Source organism: Devosia submarina (genome assembly GCF_003056345.1).
GTDB classification, from domain to species: Bacteria; Pseudomonadota; Alphaproteobacteria; order Rhizobiales; family Devosiaceae; genus Devosia; species Devosia submarina.
Genome location: NZ_PYWB01000003.1, coordinates 18,056 through 37,663 on the forward strand (window position 1 = coordinate 18,056; position 19,608 = coordinate 37,663).

Sequence of the window (19,608 nt, forward strand, 5' to 3'; positions counted from 1 at the left end):
CGCCCTATTGCGAGGGGATGGTCGCCTTACGCCTTGTTGTTGGAAACAGGCTTGCGCGCCAACCAGATAACGTGGCGGGAACCCCGCGCCTTGCGGTGGGCCCGTACACGCTCCTCCTCAACCTTGAACCCGGCACGCTCGAGCCGCTGCGTAAAGGCGCGGTCAGGCGCTGACGCCCAAACAGCCAACACACCGCCGGGCCGCAAGGCAGCCTTGGCAGTCGCAAGCCCCGCAATGCTGTAGAGCGCGTCATTGGTTTCTACGGTCAGCCCATCGGGGCCGTTGTCCACATCCAGCAGGATCGCGTCGTAAACGCCTTTGGCTGATCGGATCACATTGCGAACGTCGTTGATCTTGATATCAACACGCCGATCCTCAAGGCATCCGTCAAAGATCGCCGCCATGGGCCCCTTGGCCCAGGCAAGCACCGCCGGCATCAATTCAGCCACGGTGATCTTTGCCGTCGCGGGCAACTCGGCCAGGGCTGCGCGCAGCGTGAACCCCATGCCCAGGCCGCCAATCAGCATATGCGCACGAGGACGATCGCTGATCCGCGCCCAGGCGAGGCTTGCCATTGCCTCTTCCGAACCGCTAAGCCGGCTGTTCATGAGGGCGATAGTGCCCAGCATGATCGAGAACTCATCCGCGCGCTGGATCAGGCGAATATCCCCGCGCCCATCAGGCAGCGGAACGGTGTCGATCAGGACCCAAGGATTCACGGCAAAGCTTTCATGCAAGAACAAGCCGCTTCCATAGCATCATGGCCATGTTCTCGCACGTCCTTACGACCCAGGCATTGCAACACTGCCTGAGCCAGGCAGCCGCCCTGCCTTCGCCTAGTTTCCTACCGCTTCAGCTCCCGCCTCGTGCACGGATGGCAATTTTGCGCCAGTCATGAAGGCCACCGCATCCGACATCGTATAGTCCTTGGGGTCGATGACACAGAGGCGCTGCCCGAGACGGTGCACATGGATACGGTCAGCCACTTCAAACACGTGGGGCATGTTGTGGCTGATCAGGATAATGGGAATGCCACGGGCTCGTACATCCTGGATCAGCTCCAGTACGCGGCGGGATTCCTTCACCCCCAGTGCCGCCGTCGGCTCGTCTAGAATAATGACCCGGCTGCCAAAGGCCGCAGCACGCGCGACGGCAACACCCTGGCGCTGACCGCCGGATAGCGTTTCCACGGCCTGGTTGATGTTCTGGATCGTCATCAATCCCAACTCGCTGAGCTTCTGGCGGGCAATGCGCTCCATTTCCGCCCGATCGAGCTGGCGCAACACTTTGCCCATGAAGCCAGGCTTGCGCAACTCGCGCCCCATGAACATGTTGTCGGCGATTGAAAGAGCGGGAGACATAGCCAATGTCTGGTAGACCGTCTCCACCCCGGCATTGCGTGCGTCAATGGGGGAGGAAAAGCTCACCTTCTTGCCATCAAGGAAGATGTCGCCACTGTCGGGCCGGATGGCGCCCGAGAGCGCCTTGATCAGCGACGACTTGCCGGCACCATTGTCACCGATAACGGCAAGGATCTCGCCCGGCATAAGGTCGAAGTCGCAATTGTTGAGCGCGGTAACTTTGCCATAGCGCTTGTTGAGGCCACGGGCGGAAAGAATGGGTTCCATCAGGCAGACACCTTTCTGATCCACTGGTCGATCGCCACGGCCCCGATGATCAGCGCCCCGATAAGCAGGTAGGTCCATTGCGCGTCGGCACCGAGCAGTCGAAGCCCAAGCGAGAAGACGCCAACGATCAGCGCGCCGAAGAACATGCCAAGGATCGATCCACGGCCACCAAAGAGCGAGATGCCGCCGATCACCACTGCGGTAATGGATTCAATATTGGCCGACTGCCCGGAGGTGGGGGACACCGAGCCGATGCGCCCGATCAGCACCCAGCCGGCGAACGCGCAGATCAGGCCCGAAAGCATGTAGACCGAAATGAGGATGTGCTTGGTGTTAACGCCCGAAAGCTCTGCCGCAACCGGGTCGTCGCCCACTGCATAGACATGGCGACCCCAGGCGGTATGCCGCAGCACATAGGCGAGGAACACCACAAGGACGATGAAGAAGATGACGCCATAGGTGAAGACGGCCCCGGCAAAAGAGAACGAGTGCCCAAAGAACTGCAGCAGCGGCGCCTGGCTTTCGATTTCCTGGGCACGAATGGTCTCGTTGCCGGAATAAAGAAAGTTCGTCGCCAGCGCGATCTGCCATATGCCCAGCGTCACGATAAACGGGGGCAGCTTCACCCGCGCGATCAGCCAGCCATTGATGAAGCCGATAAAGGTGCCCACCGCCAGCCCGCAGGCTATGGCTACAGCAGGTGGCATGCCGAGCCTGAACGTGAATTGCCCCATCACCACCGAGCTCAGCACCATGATTGCGCCCACCGAAAGATCGATGCCCGCAGTGAGAATGACCAGCGATTGCGCGGCTCCCACAATGCCCACAATGGCAACTTGCTGCAGGATCAGCGTAAGGGCAAAGCTCGAAAAGAACTTCGTCCCCAACAGCGCCCCGAACACGGCAATCGACATCATCAGGACGATCAGCGGCACCAATGCTGGATTGGAGTGGAGCGCATGCTGTAACCGCGACAACAGCGTCACTTGATGCTCAAAACTGGCAACGGCTTCGGTGCGTTGAACAAGGCCCTCGTCGACCTCGGCTTGGTTTGTCATGGGCATCCCTCCCCCATTTCCTAGATAAAGCAGGGGCGGTAAGTGCCCGCCCCTGCTTTGTTTTCGTCAGATCGCTCTTAGCCCCAGCAGAGTTCCTCGCCTTCCGCTGTGTCGATCGATTCAACGCCATCCACGGGCTCATCGGTCACCAGCGTCACGCCGGTGTCGAAGAAGTCCTTGCCTTCGGTGGGAGTGGGCTTGGTGCCTGTATCGGCCCACGCCTTGATGGCTTCAACGCCAAGTGCCGCCATCTGCAGCGGATATTGCTGCGAGGTTGCGCCGATGACGCCATCGCGCACATTGGCGACGCCCGGGCAGCCACCATCCACCGACACGATCAGCACGTCATTCTCGCGGCCAAAGGACTTGAGCGCTTCATAGGCCCCGGCAGCGGCAGGCTCATTGATGGTGTGAACCACGTTGATCGAGGGGTCTTTGGTTAGAAGGTTCTCCATAGCCTTGCGGCCGCCCTCTTCATTGCCGGCCGTCACGTCCTGGCCAACAATGCGCGGGTCGCTTTCATCACCCCATTTGTTGGGATCACCTAGATCGATGCCGAAGCCCTGCAGGAAACCCTGGTTGCGCAGCACGTCCACGGTCGGCTGGTTGATGCCAAGATTGAGAAGGGCGATCTTGGCATTGGCCGCTTCCGCACCCAGCTTGCCGGCAGCCCACTTGCCGATCAGTTCGCCAGCCAGGAAATTGTCGGTGGCAAAGGTAGCGTCGGCGGCATCGGTCGGTGTCAGCGGTGTATCGAGCGCGATCACCAGAAGACCGGCGTCGCGCGCCTGCTGCACCGATTGCACAATAGCCGAAGTGTCTGAAGCCGTGATCAGGATACCCTTGGCGCCATCGGCGATGCAGGTTTCAACGGCCGCCACTTGCGTTTCATGGTCGCCATCGATCTTGCCGGCATAGGATTTGAGCGTGATGCCCAATTCTGCAGCCTTGGCTTCGGCGCCTTCCTTCATCTTGACGAAGAAGGGGTTGGTGTCTGTCTTGGTGATGAGGCAGGCGGTAATCGCCTCTTGTGCCATGGCCGGAGCCGACAGGACACCAAGGCACAATGCAGTGCTGAGAAGCAGCTTTTTCATTTTCTCTCCCTCGTCTGGGCAGGTCGGGCTCCTCCCCTTCCTGCTGACGTTCGTTGATTAGACTGCGATATCGTGTCCAGTTCAACAGCCCGCGTCAATATATAAATCTAGTTTATTTATTTATCAGCCGGCGGTATGTTCCTCACGGGTCAATCCCTTGATCAAGGTGCTGCTATATCTTCTCCGATTATCCGCAGCCTCAGCAGTGGCGTAAATCAAAGCGGTGTGCGCGATCACAACGAGCGCCTCTTATTGACCTTGTTGCAGCGCAACGGGCCCACTCCGGGCAGCGACCTGGCGCGCCTGGCAAATCTTTCCCCCCAAACCGTTTCGATCATTTTGCGTGAGATGGAAGCAGAGGGCCTGCTTTCGCGCGGCATGCCGATCAAGGGCAAGGTCGGCAAGCCGTCAATTCCCATGCGCCTCGCGGAAAACGGGGTGCTATCCTTCGGCTACAAAATTGGGCGGCGCAGCGCCGTCCTGCTTCTGAGCGATTTTTGCGGCAATGTTCGCCACCAACTGCAGCTTGGCTACAAATACCCCCTGCCCGCGCCTATTTTTCAGTTCCTTCAGAACGGTATTGCCGAGATCATCGCCCGCTGCAGCCCTGTCGAGCGCGAACGCATTTGCGGCATCGGCATCGCCTCTCCTTTTGAGCTCTGGAAGTGGAACGAGTTGGTCGATGCTCCGGCCAAGGAATTTGCCGCCTGGAAAGACGTTGATTTCTTTGCTGAGATCGCCCGCTTTTCCGAGCTTCCCGTGAGCCTTGTGAATGACGCGACCGCTGGCTGCCAGGCAGAGCACATCTATGGTCGTGGCAAGGAATTTCGCGACTACGCCTATTTCTTTATCGGCGCGTTCATCGGCGGCGGTGTTGTCCTCAATCACTCCGTCTACCAGGGCCACCAGGGCAATGCCGGAGCGCTGGGTTCCATGCGCAGTTTTGGCCCGCACGGCGAAAGCCAGCAGCTGATCGACACGGCATCGATCCACCTGCTGGAGACACGCCTTGCCGAACACGGCATGGACCCGCAACAGCTTTATGCAGAGCCCCAGGATTGGAGCCACATCGGGCGTTTCGTTGATCCATGGCTGGGTCAAACCGCTCAGGAGCTCGCCAAGGCAAGCCTATCAGTCTGCGCGGTGATCGACTTCGAGGCCATCCTGATCGATGGCGCATTTCCAGACCCGATCAAGCAGGCGCTGGTCGAGCGAACGCGCCGCTACCTCGTCAACCAGGACATGCGCGGCTTGATCGCACCGCGCATCGAAGCCGGCACCATTGGGGCCAATGCGCGCGCCTTGGGCGCTGCCGCCAGCCCCTTTTTTGACCGCTACTTCATGAACGGCAATCTTCGGCTTTCGGCATAGCTCAAAAACGGCGGCCCCATCAGGGACCGCCGCGGGATGCAAGAACCTAGTTCTTGGTCACAAGGCGATAGTAGACGAAGTCCGAATTGGACCCGTTCACATAGCCTTCCACATTGTTGGCCATGGCGATCTGCAGGGCCGCCTGGAACATGATGACGATGGGGCTGTCCGCCTGAACTTTCTTTTGCAACTCGACATACATCTCGTTGCGCACGTTCTGGTCAGCCTCGGCAAGCGCTGCGTTGACTTGCTCGTTCATCTCCGCCGGCACTTCCCACGCATTCCGCCAGGTGGTGGTCGCCGTGTAATTGTCATCGGAATTATCCGAGTTGTAGGCAAACGCCTTGGCATTGGAGTGCGGGTCCATGAAGTCCGGCCCCCAATAAAGCAGCATGGCCTGGTGGGTGCGCTCGCGATATTTGGTGATCACCTGGGCGCCCGTGCCGGGCAGGATTTCGAAATCGATGCCGGCTTCGGAGAACCCGGCCTGCAGCGATTGCGCAATATCGGTGAACGGGGCCGAATTGATCACGTCGAGCGTGACATTGATCGGCGTTTCCACGCCGGCGTCAGCCAGGATCTGCTTGGCCTTTTCCACATCATAGGTGAAGGGCGTTTCGTCATAGGAGCCGGGGAAGCCCTTGGGCCAGAAAGCCTGGTGCTTTTCCATCTGGCCCTTGAGGAAGCTCTGCGTCATGCCGTCATAGTCGACGAGATAGCGCGCCGCCTCCCAGACAGCCGGGTCGGTCAGCTCTTCGGTCTTCTGGTTGAACGAAAGGAAGTGAACGGCCGCCTGCGGATAGGTCTCGACCTTGACGTTTTCCCCCAGGCCACCGATCTGGTCCGGCGTCAGATTCTTGGCAAGATCGACGTCGCCTGAGCTCAGGAGCAGCTGCTGGGTGGCCGCTTCCGCCACATGGCGGATCAGCACCTGCTTCATTGCAGGAGCGCCGTTCCAGTAGTTCTCGTTGGCCGAAAGGCGAACCATTTCCGCAGGACGATAATCGGTCAGCGTATAGGGACCCGAGCCTGCCGAATTGGTGTTGAGCCAGGCATTGCCCATGTCGCCATCGACTTCGTTCTGCATCACCAGAACTTCGTCAACAATCGCGCCAGGACGCGCCGCCAGGACGTTCAAAACAAACGCCGAAGCAAAATCGCCGGTCCACTTGACCGTGACCGTGTTGCCCTCGACGGTCACCATCTCGTCGATATTTTCAGCCGTCCAGCCGAGCTGGGTCAGGATAAAGGCCGGTGTCAAATTCAGCGTCACCACCCGCTTGAACGAGAACAGGACGTCCTCGGCACGCACCGGATTGCCCGAGGCAAAGGTCGCCCCCTCGCGCATGGTGAAGGTCAGCGACTTGGCAGCTTCGTCAGCGGTCCACTCGCTGGCAAGGCCAGGCGCCAGGACCGTGGTGTCCGCGGCATCGTACTGCACCAGCTTGTCATAAAGATTGGCGTTGATCTCGCCGGCCGAGAATTCATAGGCCTGCGCGGGATCGAGCGCGACGATGTCGTCGATGTTCTGGGCGATCACCAGTGCATCGGCCGGGGTTGCGGCATAAACGGCGCCTGCTGCCAGCGGCAGGGACAGCGCGGATGCCAGAAGGGCAGCGCGGAAGAGCTTCATGGGCGTTTCTCCTTTGGATTGACTTTTTTTCGGACCGGCTTGTCGGCGCCGGTTTTGGGTTTGCCGAAAGCGGGCTGCGGCCGCGCCGTCGAGCGAAAAAGCGCCAGCGTGCCCGTCCACAACAGGCGCGCTGGCTGGTCGGTATGATTGGACCAGGAATGGGGACGATTACCGCGGAAATGGAGGCTATCGCCTGCCTCCATCACCATTTCCTCGCCATCAAGCCGCTGCGTGATGGCGCCTTCCAGCACATAAAGGATTTCCTCGCCTTCATGCGCCACCGTTTCCGAGCGATAGCCTGGCGGCACGCTCATCACGAAACTTGAAAGCTGGCTGCCGGGGAACTCCGCGCCGAGCCGCTCATAAACGATGGAGGAGCCATCAAGCGAAAAGCGGTTGCGCTCCCCTGCCCGCGTTAAGGCATTATGCGTCGCCGGCGCTGCAACGAAATAATCAATGGAAACATCCAGCGCCCGCGCGATCTGGGCCAGCGTACCGAGCGACGGGGTTGCATGGTCGCGCTCCACCTGGCTCAAATAGCCCACCGACACCTGCGCCGCCTCGCCCAGCGCCACCAGCGTCAGCTGCTGCTGGCGGCGGCGTGCACGGATCAGCGCACCCACCTTGGGGTGCCCCGATTCCCGTTTCGCCAGCGCTTCCGCCAAGCCCGCCTCCACCAAAATTTTTTTGATATAAACAAAATCTTCTATATGGTGAAAGCGAAATATGCAGCTTCTGCAACACGGCGATGAACTTGTTCACCGTCGCTAATGGCTTGTTCTAAAATGAGGATTTCTGTGTGGCGCTAGACCAGCAATCAGCACCCCTGGATGCAGCGCTGATCGCGCGCAACAAGCGTCTGCGCCGCCAGGCTTTCACCGTCGGCGGCTTCATCCTCACAGTTTTCCTCACCTTTTTGGGCCTTCTGGCCATCACCTTCTTTATTGGCCGCGTCATCCCCATTGATCCGGTGCTTTCCGTGGTGGGCGATCGCGCTACCCAGGCCCAATACGACGCCGCCCGGATCGCCATGGGGCTCGACCGCCCGCTTTGGCAGCAATTCATCTCCTATGTCGGCAATGTCCTGACCGGTGATCTTGGCCGCTCCGTCTCGACCGGCCGCGCCGTGGTCGACGATCTCAGCCGCTTCTTCCCCGCAACCTTTGAAATGGCCACGCTTGGCATCCTAATCGGCATCGCCCTCGGCGTTCCCCTGGGCGTCACCGCCGCCGCGCGACAAGGCAGCTGGCTGGACCAGGCGATCCGCGTCGTGGGCCTGCTCGGCTATTCCGTTCCCGCCTTCTGGCTCGGCCTTGTCGGCCTTGCCGTTTTCTATGCACGACTGCGCTGGGTTGGCGGCCCGGGCCGGCTCGACATTTTCTATGATGGCCTGGTGCAGCCCGTCACCGGCATGATCCTCATCGACAGCCTCATCCGTGGCGAGATCGACATCTTCTGGAACGCCGTATCCCACATCATCCTGCCCGCCTCGGTGCTGGGCTTTTTCAGCCTCGCCTATATCGCCCGCATGACGCGCAGCTTCATGCTCGACCAGCTCAGCCAGGAATTCGTCACCACCGCCCGCGTCAAGGGCGTGCCCGAGCGCGTCGTTATCTGGCGCCACGCCTTCAAGCCCATCCGCGTGCCGCTGATCACCGTCGTCGGCCTGTCCTATGCGGGCCTGCTTGAAGGCTCGGTGATGATCGAGACCGTGTTCAGCTGGCCCGGCATCGGCAATTATCTCACGACCGCGCTCCTTAATGCCGACATGAACGCCGTACTCGGCTCCACCCTGGTGATCGGCGCCGTCTTCATCGTCATCAACAAAGTGTCGGACGTGCTCTATCGCGTCCTCGATCCGAGGGCCCGCTGATGAGCACCCGCGACTGGCTCCTTGCCGATTCCCCCACCTCCCGCATGCAGGCCAATGCCGGGCGCGCCTATCGCGTCTTCACGGCCCTCTTGCGCAATCCCCTCGCAGTTCTGGGCGGCCTGATCATCCTCGTGCTGGTCCTCACCGCGATCTTTGCGCCGTGGATCGCGCCTTATTCGCCCACCGGGCAGAACCTTTCCGCGCGCCTGCTGCCCCCGTCCTCGCAGTACTGGATGGGCACCGACGAGCTCGGCCGCGATATCTTTTCCCGCGTCATCTGGGGTTCCCAGATCACCCTGACGATTGTGGGTCTCGTCGCGCTGATCTCGGCACCGCTGGGCCTGCTGGTCGGGGCCATTGCCGGCTTTTTCGGCGGCTGGGTCGACCGCATCCTCATGGGCATCACCGACATATTCCTGTCCTTGCCCAAGTTGATCCTGGCACTGGCCTTTGTTGCCGCCCTTGGCCCCGGCATCAACAACGCCATCATCGCCATCGCCATCACCTCCTGGCCCGCCTATGCGCGCATCGCCCGCGCCGAAACGCTTACCATCCGCAATGCCGAATATATCCAGGCCGTGCAGCTGGCGGGGGGAGGGCCGATCCGCGTCATCATCCAGCATATCCTGCCGCTCTGCACCTCCTCCATGATCATCCGCGTCACGCTCGACATGGCCGGCGTTATCCTGACCGCGGCGGGCCTGGGCTTCATCGGCCTCGGCGCCCAGCCGCCGCTGCCTGAATGGGGCGCCATGATCTCGCGCGGCCGCACCTTCATTCTCGATCAATGGTGGGTCGCGACCATGCCGGGCTTTGCCATCATCATCGTGTCGCTCGGCTTCTGTTTCCTCGGCGACAGCCTGCGCGACGTGCTCGATCCCAAAAGCGAGGGCAAGAATTGACTGAGCGGCAAATGCAACAGACCAGCGAGGGCAAGAATTGACCACCCTCCTCGAAGTCGAAAACCTGCGCGTTTCCTTCCCCACCAATCGGGGTCGCGTCGAAGTCGTCAAAGGCCTGTCCTTTACGCTTGGCCGCGAACGCCTCGGCATTGTGGGCGAGTCGGGCTCCGGCAAGTCCATGACTGGCCGCTCCATCCTCAAGCTCATCCGCAAGCCCGGCGAAGTCACCGCCGACAAGCTGCGCTTCGACGGCATCGACATTCTGGACCAAAGCGAAAAGCAGATGCGCGCCATTCGTGGCGCCCGCATCTCCATGGTCATGCAGGACCCAAAATTCTCGCTTAACCCCGTGATGACCGTGGGCGAGCAGATTGCCGAGGCCCTCGTCACCCACCAGAAGCTGCCGCGCAGCGCCGTTCAGGCCCGCATCCAGGAAATGCTCCACGCCGTGCGCATCAACGATCCCGAGCGCGTCGCCAGGCTCTACCCGCATGAAGTGTCCGGCGGCATGGGCCAGCGCATAATGATCGCGATGATGCTCATCCCCGAGCCCGAACTGCTGATTGCCGACGAGCCGACTTCCGCGCTCGACGTTTCCGTCCAGGCCCAGGTGCTCGACATCATCGACACCTTGGTACGCGACAAGGGCATGGGCCTGATCCTGATCAGCCACGATCTTGCATTGGTCAGCCGCTATTGCGACCGGATCCTCGTCATGAACGCCGGCCGGGTTGTTGAAGAATGCGCGGCCGGGCAGCTCGAAAACGCCCAACATCCCTATACGCGCGGGCTCCTCGCGGCCATGCCGACAATCGATGAATCACGCGACGAACTTCCGGTGCTCGACCGCACCCAATGGGCTGGCACATGAACGCCATCGATATCCAAAACCTCGACATTTCCTATGGCGACACCAAGGTCGTCCACGGCGTCAATCTTGCAATTCCCGAAGGGGAAAGCTTCGCGCTGGTGGGCGAATCCGGTTCAGGCAAATCCACCATTCTGCGGGCCATCGCCGGCCTTGCTCCCGATTGGACGGGTTCTATCTCCGTCTTGGGCCAAGCGCGCAGCCATCATATCGACCGCCAGGTTTCGAGCCAGGTGCAGATGGTGTTCCAAGATCCTTATGGCTCGCTCCACCCGCGCAAGACCATTGATGCAGCCTTGAGCGAACCGCTGGCCATCCATGGCATTGGCAATCGCGGCGAACGCGTCGAGGCCGTGTTGCGCGATGTCGGGCTCGACCAGCGCTTCCGCTTCCGCTTCCCCCACCAGCTTTCCGGCGGTCAGCGCCAGCGCGTCGCGATTGCCCGCGCCCTGATGCTCCAGCCCAAGATCATGCTGCTTGACGAGCCCACTTCCGCGCTCGACGTCTCGGTTCAGGCTGAAATCCTTAACCTGCTCAAGCGCCTGCGCCGCGAACAAGGCCTCACCTATCTGCTCGTCACCCACAACCTCCCCGTCGTGAGCTTCCTCTGTGATCGCCTCGCCGTCATGCGCCAGGGCCGCATCGTCGAAATCGCGGATGCGGCGCAACTCAAGGCCGGCAAGCTCAACGAGCCCTATTCCCAGGAACTCCTTGCAGCCACCGCAAGCGGCTGACGAGAATGGATTGCCGGGACAAGCCCGGCAATAACGGCTGATTTGAGCATGGCGCCCTCCCCACCGTCATCACCCGGCTTGTCCGGGTGATCCATCTCAGGTCAGCACACAAAAACCAGACCAAGGACCACCAATGATCGACCACACCGCAGCCCTTGTCGCCTTTGACAATGCCATCGCCAAGGCGACCACTGCCGAAGCCGCCTTCACCGCCCTGCAGGACCTTGCCCGCGCCACCGTCGGCGCCAAGCTCTTCACGATCATGCTGGTTGATATGGAAGCCGAGCTCTCCCGCCGCGCCTACACCAGCGATCCGGTGAGCTACCCCACCTCCGCCACCAAGCCGCTCAACTACGGTCCCTGGTTCGACATCGTCCATGGCAAGCGTGAATACTTTGTCGCCAACACCATCGAAGATATCGCCAAGGTCCTGTTCGACCATGAGCTCATCAATTCGCTGGGCTGCCAGTCGGTGGTCAACGTCCCGATCATCATCAAGGACGAACTCGTCGGCTGCATGAACCTGCTCGACGTCGCCCACCACTACACCCCCGAACGCCTCCAAACCATCCGCGAAGTTCTCTCCATCCCCGCCAAACTCGCCGTCCTCGCCGCGCGCTAAAAACCCCACAAGGGGATGGGGCCCCCGGGAGTACGAACAAGCGGCGCAACATACGCGATATCACCCTCCCCCTTGCGGGGAGGGCCAGGGAGGGGGTGTGCCAGTGCCGCGCACGACGTCCCATTCCCAATCGTCACCCTCGGGCTCGACCCGAGGGCACTACACTTGGCGGACGTTGAAAAAGTGCAGACCCCTCGGGTCAAGCCCAAGGTGACGAGCAGCCGGATGTAATAGACCAGGCCCACCCTGCCCCTTCAGTAGCCCTCATGGTGAGCCTGTCGAACCACGAGGGCGTGCCACCCCACGCCCCTACCCCGCCGAAGCCATCAGCGAAGCATTCCCCCCCGCCGCCGTCGTATCCACACAAACATGCCGCTCCAGCTGCAGCCGTCCGGCATCCCCCGGTCCCGTGACGATCGGCACCAAGGCCCCGCTCCTCTGGCTCAACGCCACGCGGATTTCCCGCAACCCCGCCTCGTCACCAAACCAGGCCACCGCCTCAAAGCCCGACCCCGCCACCAGCCTGCCTGGATCAACTTGCCCCACCGCAACCGCACACCCAGCCGCCTCCGCCATGGCCCGCTGCGCTGCCACATCGGCTTCGCTCGGCCCCAGGCACAAAACCGTCCCACGCGGCACAACATGGAGCTGGTTGCTCTCCCCCGTAGGTCCCGGCATTTCCAGCACGCCAGTTTGCAGTTCCGCTGCTCCCAGCGTAAACCGCGGCAGATAATGCGGTCCGCCAGCCTTTGGCCCGGTGCCTGACAGCCCCTCGCCACCAAACGGCTGCGAGCCCACCACGGCACCAATCTGGTTCCGGTTCACATAGATATTGCCGGCATGCACCTGGCGCGCCAGCTTCTTCACCCGCGAAGAAATGCGCGTATGCATGCCAAAGGTCAGCCCATACCCCGAAGCATTGATCGCGCCGATGACCTTGCCGAGTTCGTCCCCCCGGAATGTTGCCACATGCAGCACCGGCCCGAATATTTCTTCGGGAATCTCCTCTATGCCCCGCACCCGGATCACACTGGGCGCCACAAAGGTGCCGCCACCCGGCGCCCGGAGCTGATGAATGACCTGGTCCTGCCGCTCGGCTATGTAGTTCGTGATCTTGTCGAGCGCCTGCTGGTCAATGATCGGGCCGACGTCGGTCCGCAGCGCCCAGGGGTCGCCGAGCACCAGCTCGTCCATCGCGCCCTTGAGCATGTGGAGGGTGCGCTCAGCAGCCTCCTCCTGCACATAAAGGATGCGCAGGGCCGAGCAGCGCTGCCCGGCCGATTGGAAGGCGGAGGCGATGATGTCGCGCACCGCCTGCTCGGTCAGCGCCGTCGTATCCACCACCATGGCATTGAGCCCGCCGGTCTCAGCGATCAGCGGCGCCGACGGCGGCAAGTTCTCCGCCATGGCCTGCTCGATCCGCCGTGCCGTCGGCAGCGATCCGGTGAACGCAACACCCCTAAGTGCTGTGTGAGATGTTAACAGTGTGCCAACATCAGGACCACCGATGAGAAGCTGAATCGCGTCGGTGGGAATGCCTGCTTCGTGCATCAGCTGCACCGCACGCCAGGCCACCAAAGGCGTCTGTGGCGCAGGCTTTGCCAGCACCGGATTGCCTGCCACCAGCGCCGCCGCCACCTGCCCCGAAAAGATCGCCAGGGGAAAATTCCACGGCGAAATACACGCAAAGGGCCCACGCGGCGCGCCCGTCAGCTTGCCAGCCTCATCGGCATAATAGCGCAGGAAATCAACAGCTTCGCGCAGTTCCGCCACCGCGTCGGGCCAACTCTTGCCAGCCTCCCGGGTCAACAGCGCAAAGAACTCGGCGGCATTGGCTTCATAAAGATCGGCCGTCCGCCGCAACAGCTCTGCACGCTCCGCAACCGGGCGGTCTGGCCAAGCCGAATGGCTTGCCGCTTCAATGGCTTGCTCTACCTGTTCAGCACTGGCCTGCACCGCGCTGCCGACATGGTCGCCATAATCCGCTGGATTGATCACCGGCCTGCCCTCGCCGCTTCCGGCCGCAAACGCGCCAAGCGAAGAGGCATGCCAGCTTGTGGTGCGGAAAGCCTCCCGCGCCGCGCTCATCTCGCCGAACGCCAGCGGATCGGTCAGGTCCAAGCCTCTGGAGTTGCGACGTTTTCCAAAGATATCCCCGGGCAGCGGAATTGCCGGATTATGGATGGCGTCGCCGGCCCCAAGCAGTTTGCCGATGGGGTCTTCCGCCACCTGCGCCGCAGGAATGTCCTTGTCGGCGATCTGATAAACAAAGGAGCCATTGGCGCCGTTTTCAAGCAGGCGCCGCACGAGATAAGCCAGCAAATCCTTGTGCGCCCCCACCGGCGCATAAATCCGCGTCGTCGTGCCATGCTTTTTGCGCAGCACTTCGTGCAACTGCTCGCCCATTCCATGGAGGCGCTGAAATTCGTACTGGTCCATGCTACGCCCTGCAGCATCGGCAAGGTGCAGCACGGCAGCAGCTGTATGCGCATTGTGCGACGCAAACTGAGGGTAGATCCGCTTGGCCGCCAGCAGCTTGCGCGCCGCCGCTATATAGCTGACGTCCGTTGCGGCCTTGCGGGTATAAACGGGATAATTGGGCAGACCCATTACCTGCGCGCGCTTGATCTCGGCATCCCAATAGGCGCCCTTGACCAGCCGCACCATGATGCACCGATCGAGCCGCTCCGCCGTGGCGTCCAGCCAATCGATCAGCGGCAACACGCGCTTGCCATAGGCCTGCACCACAACGCCAAACCCTTGCCAACCCTGCAATTCCGGCGTCTCGAGCACCGCCTCGATCACATCGAGCGACAGGTCCAGCCGGTCCGCCTCCTCGGCATCGATGTTGAAGCCCATGTTCGCCTTAGCCGCCGCAATCGCCAGCTTGCGCGTGGCCTCGACCAGCTCCACCATCACCCTATCGCGCTGGGCCACTTCATAGCGCGGATGCAACGCCGACAACTTCACGGAAATGCCGGGATTGTCACGCACCGAACCATGGATGCAGTGCGGCGCTAATCCATTGATCGCTTTGAGATAAGCATCAAAATACCGCCGCGCATCCTCTGCTGTTCGCGCCGCCTCGCCCAGCATGTCATAGCTGTACCGATAGCCCAGCGCCTCAGGCTTCCGGGCATTTCCGATCGCCTCGTCAATGGTTCGCCCAAACACGAATTGGCTCCCCATCAGCCGCATTGCATGGCTCACCGCCGTCCGGATCACCGGCTCTCCCAGCCGCGCCACCGCCCGATGCAGCGCGTTCTTGGGTCCAACCTCCGGCTCCCCCAGCACATCGGCGGTCAGGTTCAGTGCCCAGGACGAGAAGTTTACCAGCGGGCTCGGGGACCCACCAAAATGGCTTGCCCAATCGGCCCCGCCTACCTTGTCGTGGATCAGCGCATCCACCGTCTCGCTGTCCGGCACGCGCAAGAGTGCCTCGGCCAGCGACATCAGCGCTAGCCCCTCCTCGCTGTCGAGCCCATACTCAGCAAGGAAACTTTCCATCAACCCTAGCTTGGTGCCGCTGCGGACGGCCTCCACCAGCTCCACCGCAGCCGCCGAAATACCGGCCCGGGCAGCCTCGTCAAGCCTCGTTTCGGCGAAGAGGCTGCGGACCAAATCCGCCTCATCGGCGTAAAGACGGGAGTGAAGCACGCGGCGTGCATCGGCAGCGGAAATCATGGGCAGAGCATCCAAGGAAAACTGATCGATCCTGCCAGATCAGCATGCGGCTATTTTCCCGATCTCGCCTTCCACGCCAGCCTAATGCTACATAGATGGTCCAAGCTTCAGGACTTTCGCCTATGACCAACCCGGATCAGAGCCAACTTGACCAAATCGACCGGCGTATTCTCGAAGAGCTCGCGCGCGACGGCCGCATCAGCGTCGCCGAACTCAGCCGACGGGTAAACCTCTCCAAAACCCCATGCCAAGCGCGCATCAAACGCCTGGAGGACCAAGGCTTTATCCTGGGCTACCGCGCCGTCATCGACCCAACACGCCTCGGCCTGCCCCACGTCGCCTTTGTGGAAGTCCGCCTTAGTGACACCCGCAAGGCAGCCCTCGAGGCCTTCAACAAGGCCGTCCGCGCCCTACCGGAGGTCGAGCAAGCGCACATGATCGCCTCGAGCTTTGACTACCTCCTCAAGGTCCGCACCAAGGACATTGGCGCCTATCGCGAAGTGCTCGGCGAAAAGATCTCCGCCCTCCCCCACGTCGCCCACACCTCGACCCATGTCTCCATGGAAGCGGTGAAAGACGATGCAGAATGAGCGGTTAAAGGCCATTCCCAAGGGCTAACGCCCTTCGCCGTTTGCTTATTGGGCTGGAAGCTCTAAGGGTAGCAGTTCAACTTACAAAGAGAGCACTGTCCCATGAGCGAGATCGACAACGACGAACTCGACAACGACGAACTGAACAAGTTGCTGGACTGTCAGATCCGCGTGGTCGAGGTCGAAAAAGACCATGTGGGCATCCTGGACCTGGAGATTGAAGAGGGCTTCATCTCGCTCGAAATCGACCGCAAAACAGCGGCCGTGCTCATATCCGAGCTGGCAATTTTCATGGCCGCCGAAGAAGTGGACGAAGAACAGCCAGAGTCTGGCGAAGATGCTGCGCCAGGCAACTAGGCTGACGTCCCGCAAGGGTCATGAGAGCGTAACGACAACCCTGAAGACCACTGTACCTTCCCACCACATGGGGAAGTTCGTGCCCCATTTGTTGTTGTAGAGATTGATGCGGAGCCCCTGGCTGAAGTCCGGCACTTCCGATTGAAAGGGGATGAACGGCGTTGCTATGGGCGCCACAAGGGCAGCATCAAGCAGGCTGAATTCGACCGAGCTGCCTTGAACTGCGGCGCGCACAGCCTCGACAGCCTGCAACTGACCACCTCCACGGCGGGCAATTTTGTGCCCGTCGTGCCACAGGCCCATCTTGCGCAAAGACCATTGATCCGCAGCGGCTGGGCTAAGGCTAAAGAAACCGGCTTCAGGCATACGGTTTGCCGGTTTGTCCCGCAGCACCAGCTTAATTTCGAGCCGCTCGGCGTCTAGCCCACGAATGGAAATCTCCTGGCGCGCCGGCCCTCCAACTTGCTCGCGTGCGTCGATCGGCAGCTCGGAAACGGCGCATCCCTCGCCGCTGATGCCCAGATGAGAAGGCGCGAAAACAGCGGTTCTGGCGGTGTGGGCCTTGTCTAGACCTGGCTTGTCGTGATCAAGGATGGCCCATTCATCTCGGTGCTGCAGATAGCTTTCGAGGTGGCGCTGCAACTCAGACCAGTCATAGCTTTCATGCCGATAGGCAAAGAGCGCTCCGTTTAATCCTTCAACAGTGCGGCCATTGGGAGAAACGATGCGGACGATATCTCCGCTTGTTCCATCCAGTTCCGCGCTCCAGCCATTGTCCTCAAGGCTCTGGCCGCTCCGCCATTCGGAAGGTGGTGTTGGCGGCACCAATTCGGATAAGGTGCTCTCCGCCGTTGCGCTGTCAGCGGGGCTGAGATGTGAAAGCGCTGCATCGAGATAGCCGCGCTGCTCCGCCCAGGACTGCTCGGCATAGGCAAAGCGATAGTCGGATTTCCGCGCAGCTTCGAAGTCGGTTCGATCCCAGGCAGCCTCGTCGCGCAAATAGGTCTTGATGTCGACACCCCAGGTATGTTCGGTCACCATGCACAGGTCGCGCCCGAATGCCAGCCGCTCCGGCGTCAGCGTCTCGAACCCGTCATAGAGCCGCTGCAAACTGCGGAAACAGGCCAGTTTGTGCGGGTCCGTTGCAGCGCCATGTATCCAGCTATCGCCGATTTCGTGCTCAACGATCGGGAACTGCTCGCGCCGCGCCCACATCTCTGCGCCAAACGCATCCAGTGTCGATGCTTTGATCTCCGCACCCGGATTAGCATGGCGGATATGACGCAGCGCCTCCACTGTTTGCCCTACGCTTTGCGGACCGATATTGTCGTTGGTATGGGCAAAGCTGAGGCCGATGTCCGAACCGGCCGGAAAGTCCGTTGCGCCATAGGACGCCTGGTACATGACGACCACTTCCGACCCATCGGGCGCCCGCCAACGGAAGATCGGCGGCACATCCGGTACCGGGCTGGCAGTATTGACGCCAAGGTGAAGGAATTGAATGCCCGCCTCCGCCATTAGCGGCACCATGCCCAGGGTGTGCCCAGGAACATCGGTCATCTTGGCGGCAATGGTCTTCTTGCCAAAGCGCCGGTCCAGTTCCTGTGCATAGGACAGGCCCGCGCGGAACAGGGCTGGCGACATCAGCTCGGTGTGGGTCGTAAACGGCAGGCCGTGCCACGCGATGAGTCCGCGCTCTATGGCTCGTTCCAGCCGTTCAACGCGCTCGGCGTCTAGGCTACTAAGATGGTCCCAGATCAGCCAGGCGCCCGTAGTCCAGATAAAGGCTGGCTGTTCCGGGTTCTCAGCAAAGAAGTGCTCCCCCGTGGCTATGGCCTGCGGAATGAACTGTTCATGATATTGCCGCCGCACACGCGCGGCATGGTCTGTAAACCCTATATCGAGATGGGTCTTGAAGATGAGGTGGATCAGGGAATTGGTCATTGAAATATCCGTCAGCCCACGGTGCCGCGCACGACGAGCCTGGTTTGCAAAGTTTCCTCGAGCGCCGGAGCGTCGGGATTATTGAGCCGCCGGAGGATGAGGCGAACAAGCGCTCGCACGCGTTCTTGGAGGTCGAACTTCACCGTCGTGAGGTTGTAGCTCTTCCAGTGGGACTGGGCGATATCATCGAACCCAACGACCTTGACATCCTCAGGCACCCGCAGGCCAAGCTCGTGACGCAGCGCATCGAGGACACCGAAGGCGCCGACATCATTAGCGGCAAAGATCGCATCAGCGCCCTTCCCGACGCGGAACAGATCCAGCGTCGCCGAGTAGGCCATGTCATAGCTGTAATCACTGGGCGCAATGATCGGCGGTGGCAGCCCGCGCTCGACCATCACTGTGCGCAACATCTGCTCGCGCGCCTGATTGGCAAGAGACTTGCGTACTCCGGACACATAGGCGATCTGCTGCGCGCCATAGCCTTGAAGCAGAGCGACAGCCTGCTCCAGCCCAGCCCGTTGCAGCACATTGAGCCGGTCATGCAGTGGTCCCTTCTCCACCTCGCGCTCAACCTGAACGTCGGGATAATGCACATAGATCGGAACGGCCCGACCGAGAAACCGTGCCAGGATCGCCGGTTTGACGTTCTCTACAAAGGCAATCACCGAATCCGGATTGAAGCCGCGCATATAGGCCAGGAGCTTCTCGTCCATGCTGTAGTCGGTTCGCGTCTTGAACAGCAGCGTGGCGAACCCTTCGCCCTGCAGCGCCGTGGTCAGCGCATCGATCTCCTGGCTTTCCCAATGGCTGCAGACATCGGGCACTATAATGCCCACCAGATGCGAGCGGCCGCTTACCAGCGCCCGCGCTGCACGATCGGGCGTATAGTTCAGCTCCTGGGCTATGCGCAGGATCAGGTCGCGCTTTTCCTGCTTGAGTGAGGTGTGCGGGTTGAATGCCCGCGAGACAGCGACGCGCGAAACATTGGCGCGCTTGGCGACCATTTCCGCCGTGGCTCTGCCGCGCGTAACACCAACCTCCTCCACTAAGAGCGCTCCGAACCGATGAAATCGTGTTCATTTAACTGACCGTCAGCCCTTCGACTGTCAAGCGCCAGACAGGTTTCTTTGGCGGCGCCAATTATCGGCGCTATGTCACAGCACCGTAACAAGAGCTTGGCAAAAGCGAATGGATCAGTCACGCGCTAAGCGAATTCTCCGCATTGACGGCGATTGAAATCGTGTTCA

The 19,608-nt window shown here is 61.1% G+C and carries 17 protein-coding genes; 8 read left to right on the forward strand and 9 right to left on the reverse strand.

The features are described 5' to 3' along the window. Window positions 1–26: 26 nt before the first annotated feature. The 4 genes from DDE77_RS04775 to DDE77_RS04790 all read right to left on the reverse strand — a co-directional run bounded on the left by DDE77_RS04775 (window position 27) and on the right by DDE77_RS04790 (window position 3,780). Window positions 27–719, reverse strand: coding sequence for a spermine/spermidine synthase domain-containing protein (locus DDE77_RS04775; protein WP_108396592.1), 693 nt, complete (start codon window positions 717–719; stop codon window positions 27–29). Between the two features lie 117 nt (window positions 720–836). Beyond that, on the reverse strand, window positions 837–1,628 hold the full coding sequence (locus DDE77_RS04780; RefSeq protein ID WP_108396315.1) for an ATP-binding cassette domain-containing protein: 792 nt from the start codon (window positions 1,626–1,628) through the stop codon (window positions 837–839). Beyond that, window positions 1,628–2,692, reverse strand: coding sequence for an ABC transporter permease (locus tag DDE77_RS04785; RefSeq protein ID WP_210204344.1), 1,065 nt, complete (start codon window positions 2,690–2,692; stop codon window positions 1,628–1,630). Before DDE77_RS04785 ends, DDE77_RS04780 begins: the two co-directional genes overlap by 1 nt. Before the next feature lie 71 nt (window positions 2,693–2,763). Next, complete coding sequence (locus tag DDE77_RS04790) at window positions 2,764–3,780, reverse strand: sugar ABC transporter substrate-binding protein (RefSeq protein WP_108396316.1); 1,017 nt, start codon at window positions 3,778–3,780, stop codon at window positions 2,764–2,766. A gap of 135 nt (window positions 3,781–3,915) precedes the next feature. Between DDE77_RS04790 and DDE77_RS04795 the strand changes: the two genes are divergently transcribed. Beyond that, window positions 3,916–5,151 (forward strand): ROK family transcriptional regulator, encoded by a 1,236-nt coding sequence (locus DDE77_RS04795; protein ID WP_108396317.1) that lies wholly within the window; start codon window positions 3,916–3,918, stop codon window positions 5,149–5,151. 46 nt (window positions 5,152–5,197) lie between these two features. Here DDE77_RS04795 and DDE77_RS04800 read toward each other — a convergent pair whose 3' ends face one another. Further along, complete coding sequence (locus DDE77_RS04800) at window positions 5,198–6,784, reverse strand: ABC transporter substrate-binding protein (RefSeq protein WP_108396318.1); 1,587 nt, start codon at window positions 6,782–6,784, stop codon at window positions 5,198–5,200. Then, window positions 6,781–7,449: a helix-turn-helix domain-containing protein gene (locus DDE77_RS04805; RefSeq protein WP_108396594.1), complete on the reverse strand. Its 669-nt coding sequence runs from the start codon at window positions 7,447–7,449 to the stop codon at window positions 6,781–6,783. The genes DDE77_RS04800 and DDE77_RS04805 overlap by 4 nt, the downstream gene beginning before the upstream one ends. A gap of 194 nt (window positions 7,450–7,643) precedes the next feature. On the opposite strand from DDE77_RS04805, the gene DDE77_RS04810 reads away from it, so the two are divergent. The 5 genes from DDE77_RS04810 to DDE77_RS04830 all read left to right on the forward strand — a co-directional run bounded on the left by DDE77_RS04810 (window position 7,644) and on the right by DDE77_RS04830 (window position 11,783). Then, entirely contained in the window at window positions 7,644–8,657 is a 1,014-nt protein-coding gene (locus DDE77_RS04810; RefSeq protein ID WP_245895109.1) for an ABC transporter permease, read from the forward strand. Then, entirely contained in the window at window positions 8,657–9,559 is a 903-nt protein-coding gene (locus tag DDE77_RS04815) for an ABC transporter permease (RefSeq protein ID WP_210204346.1), read from the forward strand. Before DDE77_RS04810 ends, DDE77_RS04815 begins: the two co-directional genes overlap by 1 nt. A gap of 37 nt (window positions 9,560–9,596) precedes the next feature. Beyond that, complete coding sequence (locus tag DDE77_RS04820) at window positions 9,597–10,430, forward strand: ABC transporter ATP-binding protein (protein WP_108396320.1); 834 nt, start codon at window positions 9,597–9,599, stop codon at window positions 10,428–10,430. Further along, window positions 10,427–11,161 (forward strand): ABC transporter ATP-binding protein, encoded by a 735-nt coding sequence (locus tag DDE77_RS04825; RefSeq protein WP_108396596.1) that lies wholly within the window; start codon window positions 10,427–10,429, stop codon window positions 11,159–11,161. Before DDE77_RS04820 ends, DDE77_RS04825 begins: the two co-directional genes overlap by 4 nt. Before the next feature lie 133 nt (window positions 11,162–11,294). Then, window positions 11,295–11,783: a GAF domain-containing protein gene (locus DDE77_RS04830; protein ID WP_108396321.1), complete on the forward strand. Its 489-nt coding sequence runs from the start codon at window positions 11,295–11,297 to the stop codon at window positions 11,781–11,783. A gap of 309 nt (window positions 11,784–12,092) precedes the next feature. On the opposite strand, the gene putA is transcribed toward DDE77_RS04830, so the two are convergent. Next, window positions 12,093–15,467, reverse strand: coding sequence for a bifunctional proline dehydrogenase/L-glutamate gamma-semialdehyde dehydrogenase PutA (gene putA / locus DDE77_RS04835; RefSeq protein WP_108396597.1), 3,375 nt, complete (start codon window positions 15,465–15,467; stop codon window positions 12,093–12,095). A gap of 122 nt (window positions 15,468–15,589) precedes the next feature. Here putA and DDE77_RS04840 point away from each other — a divergent pair, with 122 nt between their 5' ends. Both DDE77_RS04840 and DDE77_RS04845 read left to right on the forward strand, forming a co-directional pair. Continuing rightward, window positions 15,590–16,057, forward strand: a complete 468-nt coding sequence (locus DDE77_RS04840) for an Lrp/AsnC family transcriptional regulator (protein WP_108396322.1) — start codon at window positions 15,590–15,592, stop codon at window positions 16,055–16,057. 102 nt (window positions 16,058–16,159) lie between these two features. Continuing rightward, a complete protein-coding gene (locus DDE77_RS04845; protein ID WP_108396323.1) occupies window positions 16,160–16,414 on the forward strand; it encodes a hypothetical protein in 255 nt (84 codons plus the stop codon). 18 nt (window positions 16,415–16,432) lie between these two features. Here DDE77_RS04845 and DDE77_RS04850 read toward each other — a convergent pair whose 3' ends face one another. Beyond that, a complete protein-coding gene (locus DDE77_RS04850; RefSeq protein WP_108396324.1) occupies window positions 16,433–18,358 on the reverse strand; it encodes a DUF5054 domain-containing protein in 1,926 nt (641 codons plus the stop codon). 11 nt (window positions 18,359–18,369) lie between these two features. After that, complete coding sequence (locus DDE77_RS04855; RefSeq protein ID WP_245895091.1) at window positions 18,370–19,407, reverse strand: LacI family DNA-binding transcriptional regulator; 1,038 nt, start codon at window positions 19,405–19,407, stop codon at window positions 18,370–18,372. Between the last annotated feature and the right edge of the window lie 201 nt (window positions 19,408–19,608).

Bases quoted from the DNA above. Each gene is read 5' to 3' on its own strand.
- DDE77_RS04845 (WP_108396323.1), top strand. From the start codon at position 16,160: ATGAGCGAGATCGACAACGACGAACTCGACAACGACGAACTGAACAAG.
- DDE77_RS04830 (WP_108396321.1), top strand. From the start codon at position 11,295: ATGATCGACCACACCGCAGCCCTTGTCGCCTTTGACAATGCCATCGCC.
- DDE77_RS04780 (WP_108396315.1), bottom strand. From the start codon at position 1,628: ATGGAACCCATTCTTTCCGCCCGTGGCCTCAACAAGCGCTATGGCAAA.
- DDE77_RS04850 (WP_108396324.1), bottom strand. From the start codon at position 18,358: ATGACCAATTCCCTGATCCACCTCATCTTCAAGACCCATCTCGATATA.
- DDE77_RS04815 (WP_210204346.1), top strand. From the start codon at position 8,657: ATGAGCACCCGCGACTGGCTCCTTGCCGATTCCCCCACCTCCCGCATG.
- DDE77_RS04840 (WP_108396322.1), top strand. From the start codon at position 15,590: ATGACCAACCCGGATCAGAGCCAACTTGACCAAATCGACCGGCGTATT.
- DDE77_RS04785 (WP_210204344.1), bottom strand. From the start codon at position 2,692: ATGCCCATGACAAACCAAGCCGAGGTCGACGAGGGCCTTGTTCAACGC.
- putA (WP_108396597.1), bottom strand. From the start codon at position 15,467: ATGATTTCCGCTGCCGATGCACGCCGCGTGCTTCACTCCCGTCTTTAC.
- DDE77_RS04825 (WP_108396596.1), top strand. From the start codon at position 10,427: ATGAACGCCATCGATATCCAAAACCTCGACATTTCCTATGGCGACACC.
- DDE77_RS04790 (WP_108396316.1), bottom strand. From the start codon at position 3,780: ATGAAAAAGCTGCTTCTCAGCACTGCATTGTGCCTTGGTGTCCTGTCG.
- DDE77_RS04795 (WP_108396317.1), top strand. From the start codon at position 3,916: ATGTTCCTCACGGGTCAATCCCTTGATCAAGGTGCTGCTATATCTTCT.
- DDE77_RS04800 (WP_108396318.1), bottom strand. From the start codon at position 6,784: ATGAAGCTCTTCCGCGCTGCCCTTCTGGCATCCGCGCTGTCCCTGCCG.